The sequence below is a fragment of the Planctomycetota bacterium genome (genome assembly GCA_016235865.1).
GTDB lineage: Bacteria > Planctomycetota > MHYJ01 > JACQXL01 > JACQXL01 > JACRIK01.
Genome location: JACRIK010000012.1, coordinates 44,326 through 71,056 on the forward strand (window position 1 = coordinate 44,326; position 26,731 = coordinate 71,056).

At 51.8% G+C, this 26,731-nt stretch carries 1 protein-coding gene; it reads left to right on the top strand.

What is annotated here, in order from left to right; all coding sequences use genetic code 11:
- Entirely contained in the window at positions 1 to 26,715 is a 26,715-nt protein-coding gene (locus tag HZA49_04375) for a hypothetical protein (GenBank protein MBI5778674.1), read from the top strand.
- Positions 26,716 to 26,731: the final 16 nt, after the last annotated feature.

A 26,731-nucleotide genomic window follows, 5' to 3' on the forward strand; every position in this document is an offset into this window, starting at 1 on the left:
ATGAAATTCAAGCCAGAAAAGGGAGGAGGATGGGGTAGTGGCAATCCCGCATCGCATATCCCGAATCCCGAATCCCGTCAGAGCCAGACTCTCACTCATGCCCTCATCTCCATCGTGATGCTCTTTGTTACGGCCCTGATGGTTTATGCGGTAATCTTCACCTGGGATTTGGACCCGGCTACCCAGGGCGGATATTCGGTATCTGATTCCACGGTTATTACAGTTACGGCTTCATCCGGCGGCATAGCGGAACTGATTCAACAGGGACCTGAGCGCCGGGCCTATGACAATACAACGATCGAATATAATGCCGGGACATATCAGGCGCCGGTGCGTCTGGCGTCCTATTCCGATATAGTGGCCGGCCGGACCTATGTTAAGTTACAGTCCCAGCCCAATGGCGGCTACTACAGCACCGGAGAATTCCAGTCGCGTAAGATGGGCGATGCCACGGTGGCTTACTCCTGGCAGTCGTTGGCCTGGAATGACAAGCGGGCGGCAGTTAGCGCGGCTGAGACCGGTCTGGGCGCTCTCTGGCGGATGGATAACGACGTCTGGGCGGATTCAACACCAGGTCCTAAAACCGGTCCGCTATCACCTTTTAATGCCCCGGTCTTCAGCGGATATACCCCTGAGTCAGCCAACGGCGAGGGTTGTTTCAACCAGGCCGGGCTGCTTAACGGCACCACTCAGTATTTGACCCGCGCCACTGACCCGGACATAGAATTCGGCCGGGGGAGTTTTACCGTGGAGTTATGGATAAAGACCGCTGATGCCGACGCGGTGATTATTCATAAGAGGAGCACGCCGATAGCCAGCTCGTGCGGTTGGGAAATCGGCATTGCCGGGACTAATCCTTATTTCAGCATCGTGATGGATGATTACGATGCCGATTTGCTGGCCCGGGCCCATTATCTCCAGATACTGCCGGCTGGCGTGAATGTGGCCGACAATAAATGGCACCAGATTGTGGCCTACCGCAAGGCCGGGAGTTTCGGGATATATGTGGATGGTTCGTTATACAACAGCGGGGTGCTGAATAACCCGGCCCGGAATGTGGATTATAATGGCGTGGTCGTAGCCGCGGCGCCCGGACTGGTCATCGGCCGCGATGCCGAGGCCACGGCCGGCAGTTACTATGCCGGTAAGATAGACGAGGTAGCGCTTTATAAAGATCGGGTGCTTACCGCGGATGAAGTCAGCCAGCGCTATCAGAATGGATTGGGCATCAAATATCAACTCCGCGCCTCGGACGACCCTAATTTTGTTGCTGTGAATTTTACCGGCCCGACAGGCATAGGCGATTATTATATCTCCTCTCAGTTACCACCGTCGTATGATTTTGTTGACCGTCCGGGCAAGTATTTTCAATACAAGGCAGTGTATGAAACAAGTAATACTGCAACTACGCCGATGTTGGCCGATGTGACGGTGACAGCCACTTGGGTTGGTAATAAGGTTGATGATACTCCGGATGAATTTGATGCCGAGCGGACCAATACCACCGGAGCTTCTCTTACCAAAGGATTTCATAATCAAACAGCATATCATAATGATTATATCAGAGCCAAGCCGCGGCTTGACCTGGCCGTGGAACGTAACGGCACTGGCGCAGATGCCGAGGACGGGATTGTGGCCCTGTATGAACTGGACAGTAACAGCGGGCCGGTTAATGCGGTTGATAAGGTGGCCGGTGATAATACCGGCGCCCTGATGAACGGGGCGGCTATTGTAGCCACGCCAAAGTTTGGCGATAGTTCAGTTCAGTTGGACGGGACCAACGATTATATTGAGATTCCGCACGCCACTAATATTGCCTTTAAGTATGACCACACGATGGAGGCCTGGATCAGGCCGACGGCTCTTTTTAACTCCAGTTCAGCATCCTCTATGTGTGTCTTTGATAAGGGCGGTTATAAACTCTGGCTGGATAACAGCACCGGCAAACTGGTTTATGAATTGGAGGATTCCAGCGGCCAGGGGCAATGGACCAAGGACCTGGCGGCCCGGTATGTGGTCGCAGACTTGGGCGGCGGCGTTGACCCGTTCAATGTTTATGAGGGAATTTATCCGCTGGCTGTTTTTCAGGGTAAACTCTATGCCGCGATGTACGGAACAGCAGATAATGACGGTGATATCTTTTCTTATGACGGGACTAAATGGGAATTGGCCTGGAACCGGACAGATACAGATGCTGCGACTACAGAACTCCCAACCTCTGCCGTGGTATTCCAGAATAAACTCTATATCGGTTGGGCCAGTAATCTTACGCATAGTGGCGGCACCGCTGGAGCTGCCTGGCTTACGGTCTATGATGGAACTACCTGGACGGATATTCCTGATTATGCGGCGGCTGGTAATTCCTGGGGCGGGGCGGTCTTAGGTGCTGCGACTTATGAAGGCATCTATGCCCTGGCTGTTTATAATAATAAACTTTATATTGGCCCGGGCGCAAGTAACAACGATGATGACCTCTATGAATACAGCGGCGGCGCCTGGCCGGCCACGCTTCGGCACGCCAACGTGGATGGCGGGGCTGGCGCAAATTCAATAGTGTCACTCGCTGTATTCAGAGAACCGACTATTGGCGCAGATAGGTTATATATCGGGACCGGCAGTAATACAGCAGATGAAGCCGAAATACGCCGGACCGATGGAACTACGCTTAGCGGGGCCCTTTGGATACCGGATGCTTTTTATGGGTATAGAAGTATTAAGTCAATGTATGTTTGGAATAATAAACTATACTGTGGTTTGGGTAATGCATCTCCAGATGCCGATTATGTTATTTATGATGGTTTAGGCGATGTCGTGTCAACACCAGGATTAGTAACTGATAACTGGAAGTTATATGGGTCAGGTAGCACCAATTATGGCGGTGTTACTGGCTATACAGCCAACCGGTTCGGTGGTTTAAACCGATTTGATTGGATTAAGCAGTTCTTTGCCTATCAAGGGCGGCTTTATGCGGTGCTGGGTTATGGCACAGGCGACGCCCAATTATGGTATTCAACCGATGGTTTAAACTGGACGAGAGATGAGGCACTCTTTACACAAACCGGTTTACAGTATGAGGAGTTTAGGGCCTGTATTTACGGCGGCAAGATATTCCTGGGTTTCGGCACCACGACCGGCGACCACGATGTTTTTGTTTATACTCCAGGGACGCTGCTTTATTCCCAGAAGAATAGTTGGACGGCCGGGACCTGGTATCACGTCCAGGGGGTCTATGACCGGACCGTGGAGCGCAAGGCGTATCTGGTGGTGGACAATAACATAGAAGCCAGCGCAGCTACCAATATGATTGTCAATGCCCCGAGCCGGCCGTTATATATCGGCGCGGATGCGGTCTATGGCAGATATTTTAACGGGCTGATTGATGAAGTAGCGCTTTTTAATAAGGCGTATATTGGGTTTCATCCGTCTTATAATGACGGTACACCTTTGGTTTATACCTCACCGGTGATAAACGGACCGGGCGGGACCAAGGTGAATTGGGATAAAATAGAATGGGGCGAGGACGAACGATATGGTGATGAATTGTCCCCTAATCTTACCGGTGGATTGAAGGGTTTGTGGCACCTGAATAATAACTGTAACGATGATTCCGGCAGCGGGCTAAACGGCGCGGGATTAACCACATTCAGCAGCGATTATAAATTTGCCTCGGCCGGAGTTGCCAGCGGCAGTTTTGCCGGCAGTTTTAACGGCACCAGCGATAAAATTGTTGTCCCCAATAATGCCGTTTTTACCGGCTTAAACCAGTTGACAGTGGAAGCGTGGATAAAGAACAGCACGCTTTTACCGCAATCCCTTATTGCTAAGGGCGTTAACCCGACACTGGATTTTAACCTGAAGATAAGCGCGGATGGCCGGCCGTCTTTCTGGGTATCAGACGGCGGCGCGGCGACTTCAGTTTTGGCTTACGGGCCCGATGCCAAGACGGTTACTGACGGTAGGTGGCATCATATTGCCGGCGTGTATGACGGGACCAATTTGATGGTCTATGTGGATGGTGAAAGCGGGGCCGGCGTGTATTACGGGGTGGCGCCTATAGCCAATAGCGCCTCGGCCCTCTGGATTGGCTCGGACCAGGATAGCGAGTGGTATTATACCGGCATCATAGACGAGGTGTCCTTATACAACCGGGCATTGTCAGTGGCAGAGGTATTATCACATTATAAGAAAGGCGTGGGCCAGGAAAAATACGGCGCCCTGAAGTTCCAGGTGGATACCGGGGTCGGGTTCCGCGGCCCGGACGGCACATCTGCTACCTATTATACATATTCAGGCCAGTCCATTACCAATACCCCGGGTTCTGAGACCATCCAATACAAGGTTTATTTTGATTCCTCCAATCCGCTCTACGTCCCGCGGATGGAATATGCGTGTGTTACCGGCAAATATTATTCGGCAGCCGTTCCGAACGTCAAGAATAATATCAGCCAGACCTATACGGCCCAGATTGCCGCGGTGACCCAACAGACCAAGACAAATTCCTGGGGCGACCCGACCACCGGACAGGTCAGATACCAGTTCTCGCCTGATAACGGCGCAACCTGGTATTATTATAATGGTAGTTGGGTTAATTGCCCCGGTCCGGTCTATACCGATGGCACCAATTTATTGAGTGATTTGAACCGGACTATCTGGGGCACTTTCCCGACCAGTCCGGGCGAGTTTAAGTGGAAGGCCTATTTGGTCTCGGACGGGCTTCAGGCCGTGGCCCTGGACAGCGTCTATTTTACGGATATCTATTTTGAGGTAAAGGAGCCGAACGGCTCAGAGACCCTGCAGGCCGGCGGCTCGTATGATATCAAATGGGATTATTCAGGCGCGGCCGGCGCTACGGTTAATCTGGAGTATAGCGTCAATGGAAGCGGCGGACCATGGTATGTGATTAGTCCGACCGCCATGCCCAGGCCGATTGCCGATAAATTATTTACCTGGAATCCGGTAACCACGGTCGATTCCACCACCTGCCGCATCCGGGCCACGACTGATTTGGGCCTGACCGATATGTCGGATAATAACTTCAGTATCAAGCCGACTGTTTCTTCGACTATTGATTCGGTCACCTCGCCTGCCAACGGGCAGATATATGAAGCCGGGACGACTATGCCCATTACCTGGACATATTCGCCAACTACAGGGCAATTTCCGACGGTTAAGATAGAGTATTTTGATAATGCGGTCAAGCGGCTGGATATTACCACCTCAACCGAGAACGACGGATATTATGATTGGCCGATTCCGTCTACTATTACTATCACCAATAAGGGCAGTGTTAAGGTTTCGCTGACCGATAACTCTTCGTCAAGGTTTTCGGACGGTAATTTTATCATCAAACAGCGGATAAACGTAACCGGTAAATTCAGCGGCACCGGCGCGGGCGCGCCCTATGCTTTTGTGGTTGGGTCAACAGCCGATAACATCACCTGGACCATAGACGGCGTCCAGGCGGACGGTACGCCTGGCGCTGAGGTGGTGATTGATTACAGCCGGGATGATTTCACCTCTTTCATCTATCCCATTACCAGCACGGTTATAACCGGCACGAATTTCTATAACTGGCAGATACCGTCTGATGTCGGGCCTAATTATAATGTCAAGGTCCGGGTCAAGGCGAAATGGGCCACCTATCCGTTTGACGCCAAGGACATCAGCGATGCCGCCTTCAAGATAAAGGGCGAGATTTCATCAGTGGGCAAGCCCGGGGCCGGCGATATCCTTAAGGTGAGCGATGGTGATGTTAACACGGTCGGCGATGCCGAGACCATTACCTTTACCAAGAAGGGTAATATATTAATTTATAAAGCAGAGATATCAACCGCCGGGCTGGGCGGCCCGTATTATAGTTTACCCATCAGTCCCAGCGCCGGGGTGGATATGGGTTCTTATATTTCCACCACCTTTGAGGTGCCGGTTACCACTTCCGCGCAGTGTGTCATCAGGATATCTGATATCGCCGATTCCACGGATGTCAGCGGGACCTCGTCGGCCTCGTTCTTTACCATCAGGAACCGGCTGATTCTGGATAAGACATTTATCAATGACAAGACCTTTATTGTCGGAAGCGCGACATACGGGGTTGGTAACGTCCCGATTACCTGGACCAACCGGGGCGCTATCCCGGCCGTGGAGGTGCATTATTCCAAGTTGGGCGACTTCAGCGATGCGGTGCTCCTGCAGACCACAGACCCGAATAATAACCATAATGACCAGAACGGCTGGCTATGGACGATTGAAGACTCCCGCGATACCTTCCCGAATAAAACCGGTAAAATCAGGGTCCGGCAGGTCTCGGACACCAATGTTTATGATATCAATGATGCCCCGTTCAAGATTCGGGGACAGATTTCCGTCATTACCCCGACCAACGGAGATATCTGGGTGGTGGGCGAGGATAGATATGTGACCTGGACCTGTCAGGGTAAGATTAACCAAGTGGAGATAAGATATACATTGGATAACGAAGGCGACGGATATCCGGTGACTCAGTCAATCGGGACTGCGCCGATTGCTTCAAGCAATGGCACGCAATATTATGGCCCCTGGACAGTACCGAACAAGATTTATAACCAGATAAAGGTCAAGGTGTTTGATTATAACGATAATGCAGTGGAAGGCATATCCACCGGGCTGTTTACCATCAGGGGCAAGTTGGAGATAACCGAGCCGCTTTCCAACACCAAGTGGTCAGTGGGTTCTCCCGGTATTATCAACTGGAACCCGACCGGCTCCATCGGCAGTATCCAGGTGCAGTATCTGCAGAAGAATACCGATCCCTTGGTTGACGGTAACTGGACTACGATTACCACGACTGATGCATCGGCCGGCGGCTATACCTGGGGTTCGGTAGCAGATGTGATTACGCCTTCAGCCCTGGTTCGCTTAAAACCGGCCACGCCCTGGAGGTCTAATACGGTGGTTTCAGAGCCGTTCACTATTAATTCCAAGGTTCAGGTAGGCAAGCCGGTTTTGTCTGACCCATACTTTGTATATAATACGCCGACCCAGAATAATACCTATAAAATCACCGGTACATATACCGGAACGGTCTCCAATGTAAAGATACAATATAATGTAAACGACGGCGCCTGGCAGGATATCGGGGTTATCTCAACCACGGGAGCAAACACCTTCGGTTATGACTGGCAGGTCAGGGACAATATTTCCGGCAACGTAAATATCCAGGTCTTGGACGCGGATACCGGACATCCGTCTTCGGAGAGTCCGGAATCATCGCAGTTTTCCATCAAAGGGTATTTGAAGGTGATGACGCCGACGGCCGGCGCGCTCTGGACCGCCCAGGAAACCAGGAGCATAGTTTGGGCCGCAGCCGGAACGCCTTTAGCCGGGCTGTTTGATAAGGTGTTGATTGACTACACCTCCAATGCCTCTTCAGGCACGCCGACCTGGACACCGATTGTTACCTTGCCGGGTATTAATAATATCTCCTCAACCGGTAATACCTATCCGATTTCAGTGACTGATGTGGTTTCTGATGATTGCCGGATAAGGGTGGTGGGAGTTGATGCTCTGCATAGCGATGTGATAGCCGAAAGCGGGATATTCACCATCCGGGGTTATGTGCAGGTGGTCTCGCCGACCGCGCTGGATGCGTTTACCGTGGCCCAGACACCGGTCAAGATACGGTGGAACAAGTCCAATGCGGTTAATAAAGTAGCCATATATTACCGGGCAGACGGCGGCGGTTGGCAGCCGATTGATACGGCTTATAGCGGCGGCGGCGGCTCAAACGCCTATGAATATGACTGGACCGTTCCGGACGCCATCTCCGGCGATGTTGAGGTCCGGGTGGTTGATATGACCGATGCGACTATGGCCTCAGGCGACCGCTCAGAGTCGCTTTCCGGCTCGTTTGATATCAGGGGCAAGATAGAGGCGATTGCCGCTCCGGTCACAGACGATGCCTGGATTGTTGACAAGCAGAAAACCATCTCCTGGACCGTGACCGGCTCGGTGGCCAAGGTGATGATATATTATTCGACCGATAACTTCGCCACGGTCACCAAGACCGTGACAACGGTGGCGGTTAATGCTACGGATGTTGGCACGCCTTATGCGCATCCGACGGCCGGTTCCGGAAAAGGCACGTATCTCTGGACATTGCCGGACGATATCCAGAAGGATGTCTGGATAAAGGTCCTGCCGACCGACCCGGTGGCAACGGGATTCTGCACTCCAAAGACGTCAGGCAAGTTTAAGATTAGGGGCGAACTTAAAGTCACCCGGCCGAACTCATCTACATATTGGATATGCAACACCCAGGAACCGATTCAGTGGGAGGTGGTCGGTTCGGCCATCACCCGTCTGAATATCGCCTATATTGAATACAATCCTGATGACAGCGTGGCCGAGACGACCGTATTTGATACGAACGTGGTGGCGACCGATACGGTGATTGCTTTACCGAAATACGGTCGGACCTATACCTGGACTGTGGCGTCTGACCTGTCTCCTTACGACCCGAATACCAGGGTCAAGATACGCATCAGCGATGCCGGCGGCAATGCCGATGATGACGTATCTGATGCCTATTTTGAAATCAGGCCGCAGATAGTCATCAGCGCGCCCCAGACAAGCGATATCTGGTTAATATCAGATACCAAGTCCATCAGTTGGACCTGGAAAGGCCCGGCCACCACGCCGATAAAGGTGGAGTTGCAGAAAGACGGCGGTGTCTGGGAAGACCTTACGGCAGCGGTCGCTCCGGCTAATCCTCAGGCGTCTGTAGGCATAGTTAGCTGGTTGGTGCAGGACAAGATTTCTCCCAATATCAAGATTAGGGTAAGCAATGCCAATAACCCGACCAATGTCCAGAGCACCTCAGGGCAATTCACCATCCGCGGCGCGGTTAATAGTATTTCAGCGCCGGCAATTAACGAAAAGTGGGTGGTGAATGATAGTAAGAATATTGACTGGAATCAGTCAGGGACATTCCGGGTTTATATCCAGCATAGCAAGGATGATTTTGCGTCCGACATCAAGAACCTGACCGAGCTAACCGGAACGCCGGGCGCTAATTCATATTTCTGGGGTCCGATACCCAACCAGATAGATTATTACGGCCTGGGCAAGATTAGGGTTATTGATAAGAATAATTCAACGGTTTCTAAGACAATGGATAGCAATTTTAAGGTGCTGGGCGCCCTGCGGCTGGACCAGCCCAATGGCGGGACAACTTACGAGGTGGACCAGGATATTGCGGTCGGCTGGACCACGGTTTCAGGCAGCGGCACGACCATACCGAATATTGACCTGCATTATTCCATCAATGACGGCGGGGCTTATCCGGACCCGGCCCAGAAGATTGCCACCTATGCCAACCCGGGTGTTGATACCAAGACCTGGCGGGTACCGGACAAGATAGGCCAGACCGTTCGGGTGCGAGTCAGGGACAGCGCCTATCCGGCCGATGTGCTCGACCCGTCTGATGCCTCATTCAGAATCAAGGGCAAGATAACCAGCGTGGTTTCCCCGACCGCCGGCGCAGAAATAACAGTCGGCAGCCCGTTGACCGTTACCTGGAACTGCGTCGGGACATTCCCGGATGTCCAGTTCCAGTATTCCAGAAACAACGGAGTCAGTTGGACCGATATCACCAGTATCAGCACCAATGTCAGCGGGACCAATACCTTTGTCTGGAATATCCCGGCCGGCGAGTTGATTGATTCATCCGAGTGTTATATTAAGGTCAAGACCCTGGATACAGACTGGCAGGGCTTATCAAAAGATTCCGGCAAATTCACCATCAAGGGTAATGTGACAATTGCCACGCCGGTTGGGTCATCGGACTTCACCGTGGCCCAGACCAACCGGACTATCAGCGGCACCAAGTCAGCCGGTATCAGCAAGATAAAACTCCAGTGGCGCAAGGATGGAGGTTCATGGAATGACATTACCGAATTGACCGGCCTGGAGGGTTCAACTACCTGGAGTTATAATACCTGGACCATACCCGATGCCATTTCCGATAATGTGCAGGTCAAGGCCACAGATACCACAGATTTAGCGATAGGCAGCGCATCAGCCCCGGAAAGCGCCGGGTTCAAGGTCAGGGGCAAGATAGAGGCGGTGACCAATATCGCATCCGGCGAGTCATTAGCAGTTGGTTCTGCCAAGACGATTTCCTGGACATTTACCGGAACGGTTACACAGGCAAAACTGTATTATTCCACAGACAACTTTGCCACGATAACCAAGACCATAGCCACGGTTGATATGAGCGCGCCCAAGCAGGCTTACAGCCATCCGACCGCGGCCTCGGGTATACACGACTATCTCTGGACCGTGCCGGATGATATTTCATCTACCGTAAAGGTCAAGGTGGCGCCGACCCTGCCGGTATCGGAGGGATTCTCCGCCCCGGCGCTGTCCAACGAGTTTAAGATAGTCGGGCAATTCACCTCGGTCCAGTGGCCTCAGGCTGGTTTGACCTATGAAGTAGGCGATACCAGCAAGACAATCAGATGGCGCGTAATAGGCGGCTCTATGAAAAACGTCAAGATTACCTATAAGAAGACGCCCGCATCATCTGAAGTGACCATAGTTAACTCCACGCCGGCAACAGATACACCCTATTCCGGGAATGAATATAACGGTAAATATGACTGGACCCAGGGTGTGGCTGATGCGATTTCCGGTAATGTCCAAATCTTTATTTATGATGCGGATAACCTTGCGGTGTCTATACCATCGCCGTCATTTAAAATCCGCGGTAAACTGGCCGTGACCTATCCCAATACCGGGACAGAAAGATGGGAGGTCGGCCAGAATTATCCCATTACCTGGACATCAGTCGGTAGCGTGGAATTCGTCAAGATAGAGTATTCAGCGGATAACGGCAGTCTCTGGAATACCATTGACCCGGTATATGCCAATATCAGCGGGACGAATGTCTATAGTTCACCCTGGACGATTCCTAGCACGATTACTTCCCAGGCGCTGATTAAGGTAACGGACAGTTCGGCCTATACCAGCGACACGGATTTGATTTGTTCTGACCCGTCGGACAATAATTTCAAGGTGGTGGGTAAGCTGAGTTTCACCTCTGCCAACGCCAATTATGACGTGGGCGAGCAGATTAATTTCCAGTGGAACGCCACCGGGAGGATTAATTCGGTTAATATCTACTACTCAACCGATAACTTTGCCTCGGTGACCAATACCGTGGCTACCGGAATTACTTCTACCGCCGGTTCGAATAGCTATCTCTGGACTATTCCCAATAACTTCCCGGCCGGAGACCTGAATAAGGACCTGAGGTTCCGCGTGTTTGACGCCAACGTTGACCCGACGGTCCGGGTCTATACCGATACGGCGGCCACCTCCAGGATACACGGCAAGTTTACCGTGGATTATCCCAATCCCGGAGCTCCGGGCGGGGAAAGCTGGGTAGTGGGCGAAAACCGGCCGGTTACCTGGACCACGGTTGGGCTGGTTACCTCGGTTAATGTTCTTTATACCATAGACGGCTCCAATTACCTGACCTTTACCGGCGGGGCCGGCGTGGTCAATACTCCTAACGGCACCACCGGCATAAGCACTATCGTGCCTGATGCCATCAGCAATATCTTTAAGGTCCGGGTGGTGGCGGCCAATGATTCCTATGCCAAAGATGATTCCGATAGCGAATTCTACCTTAAGGGCAAGATAGATGTCCTGACCCCGACCGCCTCGACCAGATGGCAGGTGTCTGATAGCCAGGACATCATCTGGCGCGTCACCGGCAGTATCCCGAATGTCAAGATTACGTATGACACCAATAGCGGGGACGATGGCTACCTGAATGTGATATCCGCCTCAGCGCCGGCTACCTATACCCAGATAAGTACTTATCTCTGGGAAGGCAAATGCACCTGGAATATCCCCGATATCGCCGGTATTATCGGAGACAAGCTTAGGATAAAAATAAGCACCATTGATGGCAACTGGCAGAATCTGGCTTCAAACACGCTGGACTTCAAGGTCCGGGGCAAGATAGAGGTGGTGGCGCCGAACGGCGGCGAGACCTATCTGGTCTATAACAGCCCGAGACAGACCACACTCTATCCGATACAGTGGCGGGTCACCGGCACAGGTGTCACCAGCGTCCGGATTGGGGTGTCAGCTACCGGAACATATAATACCATATTAATTACCTCGACCAGCGGGACCGGGTTATATACCTATAACTGGCCGGTCTCGGATACCGTAACCACCGCGGGATTGGTTAAGATATGGGACAATAATTATCCGGGCGATACGCCGGAGCCGGTCAATGATTTGTCCAATGCCATATTCAATATCAAGAGCAAGCTGGAACTGACAGCGCCTATCACCACGACGGTCTGGGAGGTCGGGCAGCCGGGCCAGTTCACCTGGGAAAGCGCCGGTTCCATCGGCGATGTGGTCCTGGAATACAAAAAGGCGGACGGCAACTGGGAGAGTATCGTCACCACCACCAGCAATGCCCCGGGTTCATACAGTTATAGCTGGCCGTCCGTGGCCAATGTGATTACCACCACGGCTAAGGTCAGAATCAGGCCGGTCAATACGGTTTACGCGGACATCCAGGAATCCCCGGCATTCAGCATCAAGACGCGGCTGGCCGTGGACAAGCCGGACGGCAGTGTGGATTATCTGGTGTGTAATCCTCCGTATCAGGCGTCGACCTATCCCATCAGCTGGACCTACAGTGGGACAGTCAATCAGGTGCAGTTACAGTATAAATCCGGTGCCGGCGCCTGGACGCCGATTACCACCACCTCAGCCGGCTCCGCAGGTAAGGGTATCTATGACTGGCAGGTGCCGAATGCCATCAACGGCAGTGTCTACATCAAGGTGATAGATATGGACAGCGGGCATCCGGCGTCAGTGTCACCGGATTCATCAGAGTTCAAGATAAAGGGCAAGCTGATAGTCGATGCGCCGGCCACCGGGAATGAATGGACCTATCAGGAAAACCGGACCATTACCTGGACGGCCGTGGGTTCAACCGGCAATGTCAAGGTGGAGTATTCATTGACTGATGGAGCGACATGGGAGGCAACAACCATAAATGATTCCGCGGCCACGGTGTCAGGCACTAATAATACCACCTCATGGAGCATACCTGATGTGGTTTCATCCACCTGCCGGGTCAGGGTTTCAACCACCGACGGCTGGCAGAATGTATCGGCCATGAGCGGGAAATTCACGATAAAGGGCAAGCTGCAGCTGGTTTCGCACACCGGCAGCGAGGTACTCAAGGTGGGGGATTATCTGGTGGTAACCGGCACCAAATCGTTAGCGGTTAAGAAGATAAAAGTAGAGTTTGGCAATGACAGTGATGATTATCCCAATCAGACCTGGGAGACGCTGATAGACAATTATACGGTAGACACAGGCACGACTACCTGGAGTTTTAATAGCAGCGATGTGGCCTGGACTATTCCTGATAAGATATCGCCCAATACCACCACGCCATTAGCCAGGATACGGATAACCGACAAGACCGATTATCCGGCCATTGCCTTGCAGTCAACGGCTGATAACCTGAAGGTTATCGGCAAGGTCAGCCTGACCGTAGCCGGTTCTTCGCCCTGGTTGAACGACCTCTGGTATGTCGGGTCCAGCCAGTATATCACCTGGACCGCCACCGGCACGGTCTCGCCGGTAAATATCTATTACTCGCCTAACGGGATAACCTGGACGCAGATAGGCAGTAACATCGTCTCGGGCAGCGGTTCCCGGGCTTGGAACTGGGACCCGGTCCGGGATGAGGTGGTAGCCGGCTATACCGCCCGAATCAGGGTGACCGACGCCCGGGATGAGGCCATCTCAGGGACATCGCAGGCATTTAAGGTCAGGGGTCTACTGACCCTCAATGCTCCGTCGCCGGGTACGCCTGAAATATACCGGGTCGGGCAGACCAAGAATATCCAGTGGACATCAACTGCCGACTCCATATCATCGGTGGAATTGTATTATGTCAAAGAGGGGACGCCGGTCTTGATAACCACCACGGCATCAGTCAAGGGTTCAAGTAACAGTTATCCGTGGGTGATACCGAACGGCGGCATATCCGAGGATGTCAAGGTCAGGGTCATAGCCGTAATTGACAGCAATGTAAACTCAACCGGTAATGTTTTCTACATAAAGCCGGAGTTGAGTGTCACATCGCCGGGCGGTGCCAGCGGAGAGATTTACACCGTAGGCCAGGCCGTGCCGATAACCTGGACCTGCGTAGGGACACAGCCGGCTGCGGTTAATATATATTATGACAAGAGCGATGAGAATTGGGTGTTGTTATATTCAGGACATGCCAATGTCAGCGGGACCAATACGGCCTCGCCGGCCTGGACGATTACCGATAGTTCTCTGGCGCCGGCGGTCCGGATTCAGGTCAGGCATCCGAGCGACGCGGCGGTTTCAGCCACCTCCACTTATGCGTTTAAGGTCAAGGGTGATTTCACCAATATCAGGTTAGATCCGGCTCCGGGCGCTAATGGCGCCAGGGTCGGCCAGAGCTATGCCATAAAATGGGATAAGGTCGGGCCGGTTGCCAATGTCTATCTCAGGTATTCCAATGATGACTTTAATACGGTTGATAAACCGGTTACCACCGCGGCCATAGCCAATAGCGGTAGTTATTCCTGGACCATACCGGACGACATCGGGCTGAGTTGGAAGGTTCGGGTGATAGATGTCTCGGACAGCGCCGTGTCAAATACCATGGCGGCCGGATTCAAGATAAGGGGCAATTTCATTGTCAGCGACCCGTCCGGCGGCCAATATTGGAGGGTGGATGAGAGCCAACCGGTTACCTGGACCACCAACGGTAATATCTCTCTTGTCGCCATTGATTACAGCAGGGACGGTTCTGCCTGGATAGAGTTAATGACCAAGGATGACAACACGCCTAATGGCACCACCTCGGTTAATATTACCGTGCCTGATGCGATTACCCAGACATTCCAATTAAGGATACGCGACCGGAATGATTCTACGGTTTGGAATCCATCTAACACGCTTAACGTCAGAGGTAAGTTCCTGGTTACCCAGCCGCTGGGCACGGCCATCTGGAAGGTGGGCGAGAACAACGAGATAAAGTGGGAGACCACCGGCTCGGTCCAATCGGTTCGGCTGGATTATTCAGTCATCAGCGGCACGGATAACTATCCGTATGCAATAACGGATTCTACGCCGGCCACCAGTTCGCTCAAGGCAGGTAATGTCTATTACGGCAGTTATATGTGGAACAATCTGCCCAATATCGTGGGTGATTATGTCCGGGTCAGGGTCAAGACCATTGGTTCTGATTGGCAGAATATAGACGCCGAAAGCGCCAACTTCAAGGTCCGGGGCAAGCTGGCTGTGACCTATCCCAATGACAGCGGGATTACCCTGACGGTCGGCACCAAGATTACCGTTACCTGGAATACCATTGGCACCGTCAGTAACGTGGAATTGAGGTATTCCACGGACGGCGGCTCAACTTATCCGAACCTGATTGCCACCGGCATTGCCAATACCGGAAAATATCCGGATGATGGCAGCGGCTGGACGATTCCTAACAACATATCCAAGCAGTGCAAGATACGGGTGGAGTGTATGGACCATCCGGCCGACGACCCCAAGGTGGCCGGCATCAGCGCCAATAACTTCACTATTCGTGGTTTATTGAATGTCACCCAGCCGGCCTCGTCCGATATCTGGCCAGTCGGCCAGACCAAGACCATCATCTGGGATGTGACCGGTTCGGTCGGTAATGTCATAGTAGAATACCGCAAGGTAGATGGGACATGGGAAACCGGTGATACGATTGCCACGGTTGATTGCACCACGCCAACCCAATACAGCGTTAACTGGGTGGTGGATGATGCCATCTCAGCCACGGCCAAGGTGCGGGTCAGGCCGGTTCTTGACCGGGCAGATATCGCCGAATCACAGCCGTTTAAGATTATGGGATTTGTCCAGGTGACCAAGCCGAATACCATTGGCGAAATACTCCGGGTGGGCGATATCTATACCATTAAATGGGCTATCTCAGGCACGATGAATACGGTCAAATTGGAATGGTCAACCAATGGCATTGCCGGTCCCTGGAATTATATTGATACGGTTGGGGCCGGCCTAACCGGCGGCGAATACAACTGGCCGGTTTCTGATACCATTTCAGGTAATGTTTTAATCAGGGTAGCGGATAGCGCCATCCCTGAAGCCAATGACGACTCGCCCCAGGTGTTGATTAAGGGTAAACTCCGGCTTGATGCGCCAAAGGGCAATGAATCTTATCTGCCGATGATTATCGGAAATACATACGGCATTACCTGGACTGCCCAGGGTTCTATTGCCAATATTGTTATAGAATATACGAAGGATTACTCACCCACTGGCACAACAGTGTGGATAACTCCTCCCATTACCACTACTTATTCTAATCCGGGAAGTAATTGTTATTATTGGACACTGCCTCTTGATACAGAGACCACGAGCAACGCCCGTATCCGAGTCCGCAATATTGCCGATATGAGCGATATCTATTCTGAATTGATGAGCACCTCGTCATTCCGTATCAGGGGTAACCTGGAAGTAACCGAGCCCATCAGCGGAACGGTCTATGTGGTAAATGCGCCGCTTGACATCAAGTGGAATAAGAGCGTCGGCATTACCCAGGTTAAACTGGAATGGTATGACCCGATTAATTTACAGTGGAATACTATCGGCGCGCCGCCCATAGACGCCGGCGGCGGCAATACCTACGGTAGTTATGCCTGGAACGCCCCGGACTGCATCTCAGGCGATGTTAAAATCAGAATCTCCGACTGGGCAGATCCGACCACTATTGACGAGGGCGATAAATTCCGCATCAAAGGTAATCTTGTGGTTGGGGCGCCGAACGGCAACGAGCAGTGGACCGTCGGCACCACCAAGCAGATTACCTGGACTATGACCGGTTCTATCCAGAACGTCAATATCTATTATGATGTCACCAGCGCCTTTACCGCGCCGGTTAAGATTAATGCCTTGCCGGTTAACGCCTCGCTACTGAGTTATGACTGGGTGGTGACCAATGCTATTTCTGCCAATGTCTGGGTCAAGATTACCGATGCGGGTTATGAGACCGGCACCTATGATATCAGTAATAATCCGTTTATGATTAAGGGCGCCCTGGTACTGAATTCGCCGGTAGGCGGGGAAGAATGGATAGTCGGCGAGAAGAGATTCATTACCTGGACCGCCACCGGCACCATACCGTTCGTGGAATTGAAATACTCTATTGATGGCGGTTTGGATAATTATCCGTACGTAATTACTTCATCAGCTCCTTCCGGTTTAGGCACATACGGATATGAATGGACCATACCTCAGGTGAACTTAAGCGTGGCTAATCAGATGAAGGTCAGGGTGTTGGATGCCCGGCCGGCCTTTAGTTCTATCGTGTACAATCCGCCGTTGGATGATTTTAAGATCAAGGGTGATTTTACGGTCGGTTCGCCGGCCAACGGCGATATCCGCCTGGTCGGCATAGAAACACCCATTACCTGGACCTGGGTGGGTTATATACCCAATGTGAAACTGGAGTATTCAACCGATGCGGCGCACACTATTTGGAATACTATTATTACCTCAACCGCCAACAGCGGCTCGTATAACTGGCTCACCCCCGGCAATACCGGCGACCTGTCAGGCACGGTCCAGATTCGTGTCAGCAATGCCGCTGATTCCGATGTTAAGAAAACCTCAACCGGCGATTTCCGCATCCGGGATAGGTTTGATATTACCTATCCGGAAGGTTCAGCTACGCAGGTGGCCGAGCAGACCAACCAGCCAATCAGTTGGACTTCTGTCTCTCCGGCTGGCAAGTTAATCAATGTCCGGCTCCAGTGGTCACGGGATGATTTCTCCAGCGATATTAATGACATTATCGTTAGCACTGCTAACGATGGTTATCATCTCTGGACCATTCCGTCTAACATAAGTTCTGCGGTAAAGGTGCGGGTCTATAGCGTGGATGATCCGCCGATAGTCGGAGATGACGGCGCCTCGGCCAAGTCACAACCTGCCTTTAAGATAAAGGGTAATTTGGAGCTAACTAACCCGGCAGGCAATATTAACTGGTATGTCCAAGACCCGCAGACCATCCAGTGGAATACCTATGGATTGATTGAACAGGTCAAGGTGGAATACTCAATAGATGACGGTATCTCTTATCCTTATGTGATTACGGCGTCGCATCCGGCCGGAGTCGGCAGCGGTTCCTGTCCCTGGAGCGTCCAGGACCATTATACGGATAAGTTACGTATCAAGGTAACTGATGTTTCGTCATATACCACAGACCTTGACCTGAAGATTTATAACGAATCGCCGGCCTATACCACCACGGCGATGAATAAAATCAGGAGCAAGATTGACGCTGTAGGCGTTCCGGCTATAGCTATGATTGACAACTGGTATAATATCACCTGGACCAGGACCGGGTCAATCCCGACCGTCAAGATAGAATACTTCAAGGGCGCCACCGCTACCGAGATTACGCCTTCCACGGACGGCATGACCAATACCTATTCCTGGCAGGTGCCCAATGATATCTATTATGGCGCCTTTATCCGGGTGTCCGATACCCGGGACTACAATGTCAGGAAGGATTCGGCGTCATTTGATATCAAGGGTTCTATCACGGTCGGCTCGCCGGTTACCGGCACGGCCTGGGTAGCTCTTTCCACTCAGCCCATTACCTGGAGCTGGACCGGCGCCATCGGAGAGGTCCAGATTGAATATTCCACTGATGATTTTACCTTGGACGAAAATAGATTTACGATAACCACCTGCCCGAATACCGGCAGTTACGGCTGGTCCGTGCCGGATAGGATTGTCTATTCACCGACCCTCAAGGTTCGGGTCAGGAATACAGCCGACCTGTCCGTAGCCAGCAAATCCGGTGGTTTCAAGATTCGCGGCGCCTTCCCGACCATCATCTCGCCGGTCGGAACGGATATCTGGGAGGCCAGCAGCAGCCACACTATTTCCTGGACTACCACCGGGTCCATCAATAATGTTGATCTCTTATATAGCACCGATGACTTTGGCTCTGCGATTACGCCCATTAGTATAGGTTTGTTAAATACCGGCAGTTATTCATGGGGTGTGCCGAATATTGTCTCAAATAATGTCAAGATTCGTATCCGCGATACCAATGACCCGACCCTGGTTTACAAGGATATGGCCGACCCGTTTGATGTCGTTGCCCGAATCCAGGTGACCAAGCCGTTGCTTAATGATATTTATCGGACCGGCGAGCTATATCAGATAAAGTGGAGAATCTGGGGTCTGGTGCCCGATATCCAGATACAAATATCGACCGATGTGGCTCATACAACCTGGGATACCCTTTCGGGTATGCCGATAAGCAACACCTCATCATCTGACGGAAGTGTTGAGGGTGTCTATAACTGGACTGTTCCGATGAACAAGATGTCGGAGAATGTCCTGCTCAGGGTTCAGGACAGCCGTTATCCCACCCTGGTCTACGGCGAGTCCGCCGGATTCAAGATTAAAGGGTCTATTAAGATTACGGCGCCTATTCTTAATGACGAATATATCGTTTATAAGGCCGGGACTTACGAGACCAAGCATAATATCACCTGGGTGGTGTCAGGTACCGGCGTGGGCGATGTTAAACTTCAGTATTTCATGCCCGGCGAGTATCCGGCATCACCGACCGACATTACCACCTTTGCCGCCTCGCAGGGGACCAATAACTACCAGTGGCAGGTCCCGGATAGAATCGCCTCCGGCGTCCGGGTCAGGGTAATCCAGGCGAACGATGTTCTGACTGTTGATGATTCCCAGACCTTCTACATAAAAGGCAAGTTCTGGATGACCGAACTGCCCAAGACGCTTTATACGGTCGGTGAGGGTTTAACCATAAGTTGGACTTGGACCGGCGGTATCGCCAATGTCAAGATAGAATACTCCAAGGATAACTTTGTTGCTCACTTCGGGGAAATCCGTCCGTCAGAATCCAACAGCGGTTCGTATTCCTGGCAGGTGCCCAATGATATCACCACGGCCGAGATAGTAAAACTCAGGGTCTCATCGGCCGCCGATCCGAATACCAATGATACTACGGATACTCCGTTCAAGATCAAGGGCAGTTTCCCGGCGGTCTGGCCGACCGAATCCAACCTGACCGTATATAAGGGCGAGTCCAAGACCATCACCTGGACCACCAACGGCACCATGGACCTGGTAAAGTTGGAGTATTCCACCGATGGCGGAACTACCTGGATTTTACCTGAGATAATAAATAACCTCTCTAACGAGAATTTCTATGCCTGGACTGTGGCGGATGCTATTACCACCACAGCCAGGATTAAAGTCAGTTATGCTGAGGATACCACGCCTTCATCGCCGTTTGGTATTTCTCCTGTAAACTTCAAGATAATGGGTAAGGTTACGGTTGACCAACCCTCGCCGGTGACCCTGACCTGGGTGGTTGGCACGACTCCAAAGATACAGTGGACTACCACCGGAACAATACCAAGGGTTAAAATAGAATATTCAGAAGATGACTTCCAGTCGGATATAAACACGATTACAGAGATGGATTGTGGTCCTCAGGGGAATTATGAGTATAATTGGAATATTCCGATTACTCATACCCTCAGGGCGCATTCCAACTGGAAGGTCCGTATCTCTGATACCAGATATCCCAACGTGGTTAGTAAGTCAGTCAACGGTTTCAAACTCCGGGGCGACTTTGCCTGGCTCAATCCTTTGGGCAATGAGATATGGAGTGTGGGTGAGGATAGAACCATCTCCTGGACCACTACCGGTTTAATCAACAATGTCAAGGTGGAATACACTAGGGACAACTGGGTTAACACCTTTAATGTGCTTGGCGTCGATTCCACAATGCCAAATAATGTTAATGGGAACACCAATTACACCTGGTCTGTTCCTGATTTCATCACCAGTGATATCAGGGTGAAACTAAGAGTGTCTGACGGCAATGATCCGACGGTTTATAAGGTTTCCCCTGTGATATTGCCTAATACCGGGACATTAAAGATTCGTGGTATGTTATCCGTGACCGCGCCGGTTGCCGGAAACACCTGGATGTATAACACCAGCCGGCTTATTCGTTGGGATTCGCTGGGTTCTATCGCCGGTGTTAAGATTGAATACTCTAATGATAATGGCTTTAACTGGACTGAGGAGACAGTTACCACAAATACCAGCGGTTCTAACCTGTATTCCTGGTTAGTTCCGGATGTCATCGTGCCTGACTTCAGGTGCCTGGTCCGGGTAGTTGACATCAATGATACGGCCGTGTCTTCCACTTCAGGCGCCTTTAAGATACGCGGTGACTTTAGTATCAGCCAGCCCATCAGCACCACAATCGCCGCAGTCTATGATGCCGCTTATAATCCGACTCCTCTTAGTATTATCTGGAATCGCATTGGCTCTATCAATTATGCCGGGCTGTATTATTCTACAGATGGTTTTGCCGGTTTTACTCCGCCCACGCCCACGGCTAATACCGGGGTTATTACCACCAGCGCCGACGCTGCACTGGGCAACTATTCCTGGCGTGTACCTGATAAAATATCTTCCAACGTCAGGGTTCGTATCTATGACTCGGCTGATAATACCGTCTATAAGGAATCACAGACATTCAAGATTAAGGGTGATTTCATCATCAATTCACCCAAGGCCAGCTATGAGTGGCTGGTCTATGACGCGGTCAAGCATCCGATTACCTATCCGATTACCTGGAATACGGTTGGAACCATCTCCAGGGTAAATCTTGAATACTGGTCTACCTTGTTGGATAATTGGGCGCCTATTTACCCGGACTACAACAATACCGGCAGTTATAACTGGCAGGTTGAGAATGATATTTCTTATGACACCGAGGCATTTGATGTAAAAGTGCGTATAAGCCACATTGATGACCCAACATCCTATAAAAACTCAGAGGGCTTTAAGATACGTTCCAGAATTCAGGTGACTGACCCGATTACCAACACGGCCTGGATTGTGACCAAGCAATGCCCGATTACCTGGACCACCACCGGCACGGTTCCGCTGGTTCGGATTGACTACCTGAGCGCCATTACCGGCGGTTGGGTTAATATTGTAAATAACGAGCCCAATGACGGCGCTTATGACTGGACCGTTCCCAACGATATCACTCAGGATTTCTCCACCCAGGTTAGGGTCCTTGATACCAGGGACACCTCCATTATTTCCCCCACGTATTACTCCCAACTGTCGCCGGGATTTAAGATTAGGGGCGAATTCACGGTCCAGCAACCCAATAGCGGACTGGAGCAATGGGATGTCGGCACGAGTTATCCGATTACCTGGACCCAGTTGGGCACGATTCCCAATGTCAAGCTGGAATATACCCAGAACGGGCTCTGGACCGATACCTTGCCTATAATTGCCGCGCTCAGCAACACCGGCACCTATAACTGGACTATACCCAATAAGATTACCCCGGCCACCTCGACGGTCAAGGTCAGAATCTCCGATACCCGCGACTCCACGGTCTATGACGATTCCAACAACGGATTCAAGATTCGCGGCCGGTTCAATGTTACCTATCCTAATGCCTCGGGTATCCAACTGGATGTCGGCACGCCTTATACCATCACCTGGACCACGGACGGGACTGTGCCGGATGTCAAACTGGAATACTCCAAGGATAACTTTGCTTCGGATATCCATACGATTATTACCACAACGCCAAACGGCAATTCTTATGTCTGGACCGTGCCTAATGACATCACGCCGGCCACCTCCACGGTCCGGGTCAGGGTGGCTGATGTGCGCGACTACGACGCCAGGGACGATTCTAATAACCCCTTCAAGATTCGGGCCAAGTTCACCGTGGCCTCGCCCAATGCCACAGACACCTGGACCAGGGGCGAGACCAGGCCGATTTCCTGGACCAATACCGGCACTGTGCCTGATGTTAAAATTGAATACTCCACGGATAACTTCGCCTCGGCCATCACCACCATTATGCCGATTCTGGTTAACGGGACCGGCTCAGGCGCCGTCTATAACTGGACTGTGCCTGATGACATCACCTCGCCGAACTTTACGGTCAAGGTTCGTATTTCTGATACCCGCGACTATGAGGCCCGGGATGACTCGGACAACGCCATAAAGATAAAGGGTAACTTTATCGTGGGGTATCCCAACGGCGCTGAACAGCTGAAGGTGGGCCAGAATTGCACCATCACCTGGACCACTATCGGCACTATACCCACAGTCAGACTGGAATATTTCTATAACAGCACCTGGACCGCTATAGCCCCGTCTGTGGTCAACACCGGCTCATATACCTGGCCGGTGCCGGATAAGATAACCCTGCCGCCTTCGGACTACAGCGTTTTAATCAGGGTGTCCGATACCCGCGACCCGGACGTGACCCTGGATAGCTCGGACAACCCCTTTAAGATTAAGGCGGATATGGTTGTGGTTTATCCCAACGGCGATGAGAATCTGTTGGTTGGTACCGATGAGCCGATTACCTGGACCGTGGTCGGGACCGTGCCCAATGTCCGGCTGGAATACTCAATGGACGACTTCTTAGACCCGGCCAAGACCGTGACCATCACCACGCTGGCGAATATCAGCGGGACCAATACCTACACCTGGCGTGTGCCTGACGACATCTCGGCCGGTAAGATTACCAGGGTCAGGGTGGTGGATACCCGTGATGCGCCGGCCTATCCGCCGGCCTTGACCGGCTCTTGCGATACCTCCGACTCCGGCTTCAGGATTAAGGGCTGGTTTGATATCACCTCCCCGGCGCTTAATGACGCTTATATTGTGGGCCGCCAGCAACCCATCACCTGGACCACCTTCGGCACCATGCCCACGGTTAAACTGGAATATTCACTGGATAACTTCAGCAGTGTTATTACCACTATTGACCCGGCCATCCCGGGCATCACCGGGACCAATGTCTATTTATGGACCGTGCCCGATGACATTGTGGCGATAGCCGACGGCGTCAGGGTCAGGGTAACGACTGTAGTTCCCGATGACCCGGAGATTAACGATGTATCGCCTGGATTCAAGATTAAGGCCGATATCCGGGTTATCTCGCCGGACGGCGGCGAAAGATGGGTCACCAACCGGACCGAAACCATCTCCTGGGCCATTACCGGCACGGTGCAACTCGTCAATATATACGTCTCTACGGACAGTTTCGTCAGCAATATCTACGCCGTTGCTACCAACACGCCGAACACCGGTTCTTACTTATGGCAGATACCTGATTTCGGCGGCTTAGAGGACCAGAGCAAGGTCAGAATCTGCGATAGCCGCGATTTAGAGGTCTATGGCCAGAGCCCGGCGGTCTTTAGGATTGATTACTACTATATCACCTTTAATGTGTTGGATGCGGTGACTAATGAGCCGATGAAGACAATGACATATCAGGACCCGACTCGCAGTTTAACGATGTACCCGGTAAGCTCCGGTGTTTCCATCCCTTATGCTTATAGCACCAATCACAACTCCATATTTACCAAGATGGGATATCTGGATACCGGCGTGGACAATTGGGATGCCAATGCCGATAGGATATTCACCATTAAAATGGAGGGTTCGGTAGTCCATTCCTGGCAGATACCGGTTGATTTTAAGTATAATCCGGCCAACAATACCCTGGTTGCTACCTCCTGGTTTATGAGAGATGGTTTAATGATGCCGGTATACAGTCCGGAAGGCGACCGGCTCTTGACCAATCTGCGCCTTGATATCTATGATGAGACCGCGAACCTGGTCCAGGCGTTGGAATCAGATGCAGCCAGAGATGACGGGGTCTTTATCATCAACTGGGCCAATACCAATTTACAGGAAAACACCACCTACTGGGCCAAGGCGGAAATCACCTATTCAGGTTCGCCTTATCGTTCGGCCCTGACCTATAATATCAATATCCCGGCCAAACTGCAGGCCATCCAGCAGGCCACCGCCGGATTGGGTACCCAGATGACTGCCGTGGTCAGCAACACTGCCGCGACCAAGACCACTACCGACAGCATAAAGAGCGATACCGAGAACATCCGCAATTCGGTCCAGTCACTGGGCCTGGTCCCTGAAATGACCGAGAATCTGGCCAAGATCAGCGAGGACCTGTCCGGAAATGTCGGCGACATCAAAAAGATGGTCCGCGATGAAATAACCGGCCAGTTTAAGCGGGGCACCTTGAGCGAAATCATTACCCGCTATACCGTGGTTAAGTCAGGCGATACGGTGCCTATCAGGTACCGCGTCCTGGGCAAAGGGCTGACGCCGGTCATGGATGTATACAATAACAATAATAAACTGGTTAAAAGCGCATGGATGGCTGAGAAGATTACTACTTCGGATGATACCGAAGGCGGTATCTATGAAGCATTGCTTAAATTTGAGACCTCCTGGCTGACCGGCGAGTTTACGGTGATTTGTTCCGAATCGACCACCAAGGCCATGGATAGCATGGTGATTACGGTCATCACCACCTCGCTGGAAGAAATCGGCAGCGCCTCGAATTCCCTGATGGGCACGATTAATCAGAATAAAGACCTCAAACCCAAACTCGATTCAATAAACGGCCAGCTCAATTCTATTCTCGCTTCGGTCAGCACTATTCCCAAGTCAGCGGCCGAGGGCAAGATTGACTCCAATATGCTTAACCAGATTAACGGCGGGGTTGGCGATATCCTCAAGAAACTCAGGGACTTTGCCGGCTCACAGGGTTATAACTTCGATACCATCGTCCAGACCGTCACCACTGCCCAGGAAGGCAGCATCAAAGAGGTGCTCAATAAAATAGCGGCATTAGATGCGCTCCAGAGAGTCAGCAACCAGATACTGGAACGCACCGCCCAGAAGTATGTCATAGACGTCCATTATGAATGGGGCTCTATCAAGATAAAGATAATGGTGGCTAACAAGAGCGACGAGCCGCAGCAGATAGAGGTGATTTCATACCTGCCGCCGGAATTGAGGCCCGAAAATGTCCTGGAGAAGGGCGATTTTAAGGTCGAATATGACCCGGAAAAAGGCGTATGTTTTGCCGCGCTGCCGGTTTCTCCGACACTGGGCGCGAGAGAAATACGGACGTATGAAATCACCGTCGAAGACGTCTGGGTCATCCGTGAAGAGGGAGATGATGGACTCCAGAAGAGAGAACAGGACACCAGAACCTACTTTGAGAAACTGAAAAAGGGATCACCCGCCTATGCGCTCGGCAGTGGTTTGGTGGAGAAGATAGCGGATATACTAACTGATATTAGAGATCTGCAGGGCTCTAAAAATAAGATAACAGTAGAAAGATATATCTCTAACTATCACGATAACAAAGAGAAACTTATCAAGGTTGATAAATATATAGATGCCTTGAGGAAGCTGGTTTATCCGGAACTGGCTGAAAATGGGTCGCCATTCAGTCTGGCCGGCCTGGGCAAGCTGGGCGCCGGAAAGGGCATGCTGGGCGGCGGTGAATCAGACAAGACCCTGGGTATTACCGCCGAGAAATCCTGGCTGGTGATTCTGATAGTCCTGGCCTTCTTAGGTATACTCTCGGTGGTCTTCTTCTTCATCTGGCAGTCGCATCTCAAGAAGTCACGGGTCTCGCCCGAACTGACCAATATCAGTCCGGAATCGGTCCTGATGCCGGAGGTCGGGAAATCAGGGGAAGAGCGAAGGTAGGGGATTTACCCCCACA

Excerpts from the sequence above, each read along its gene's own strand:
- HZA49_04375 (MBI5778674.1), top strand. The coding sequence starts at position 1 with ATGAAATTCAAGCCAGAAAAGGGAGGAGGATGGGGTAGTGGCAATCCC.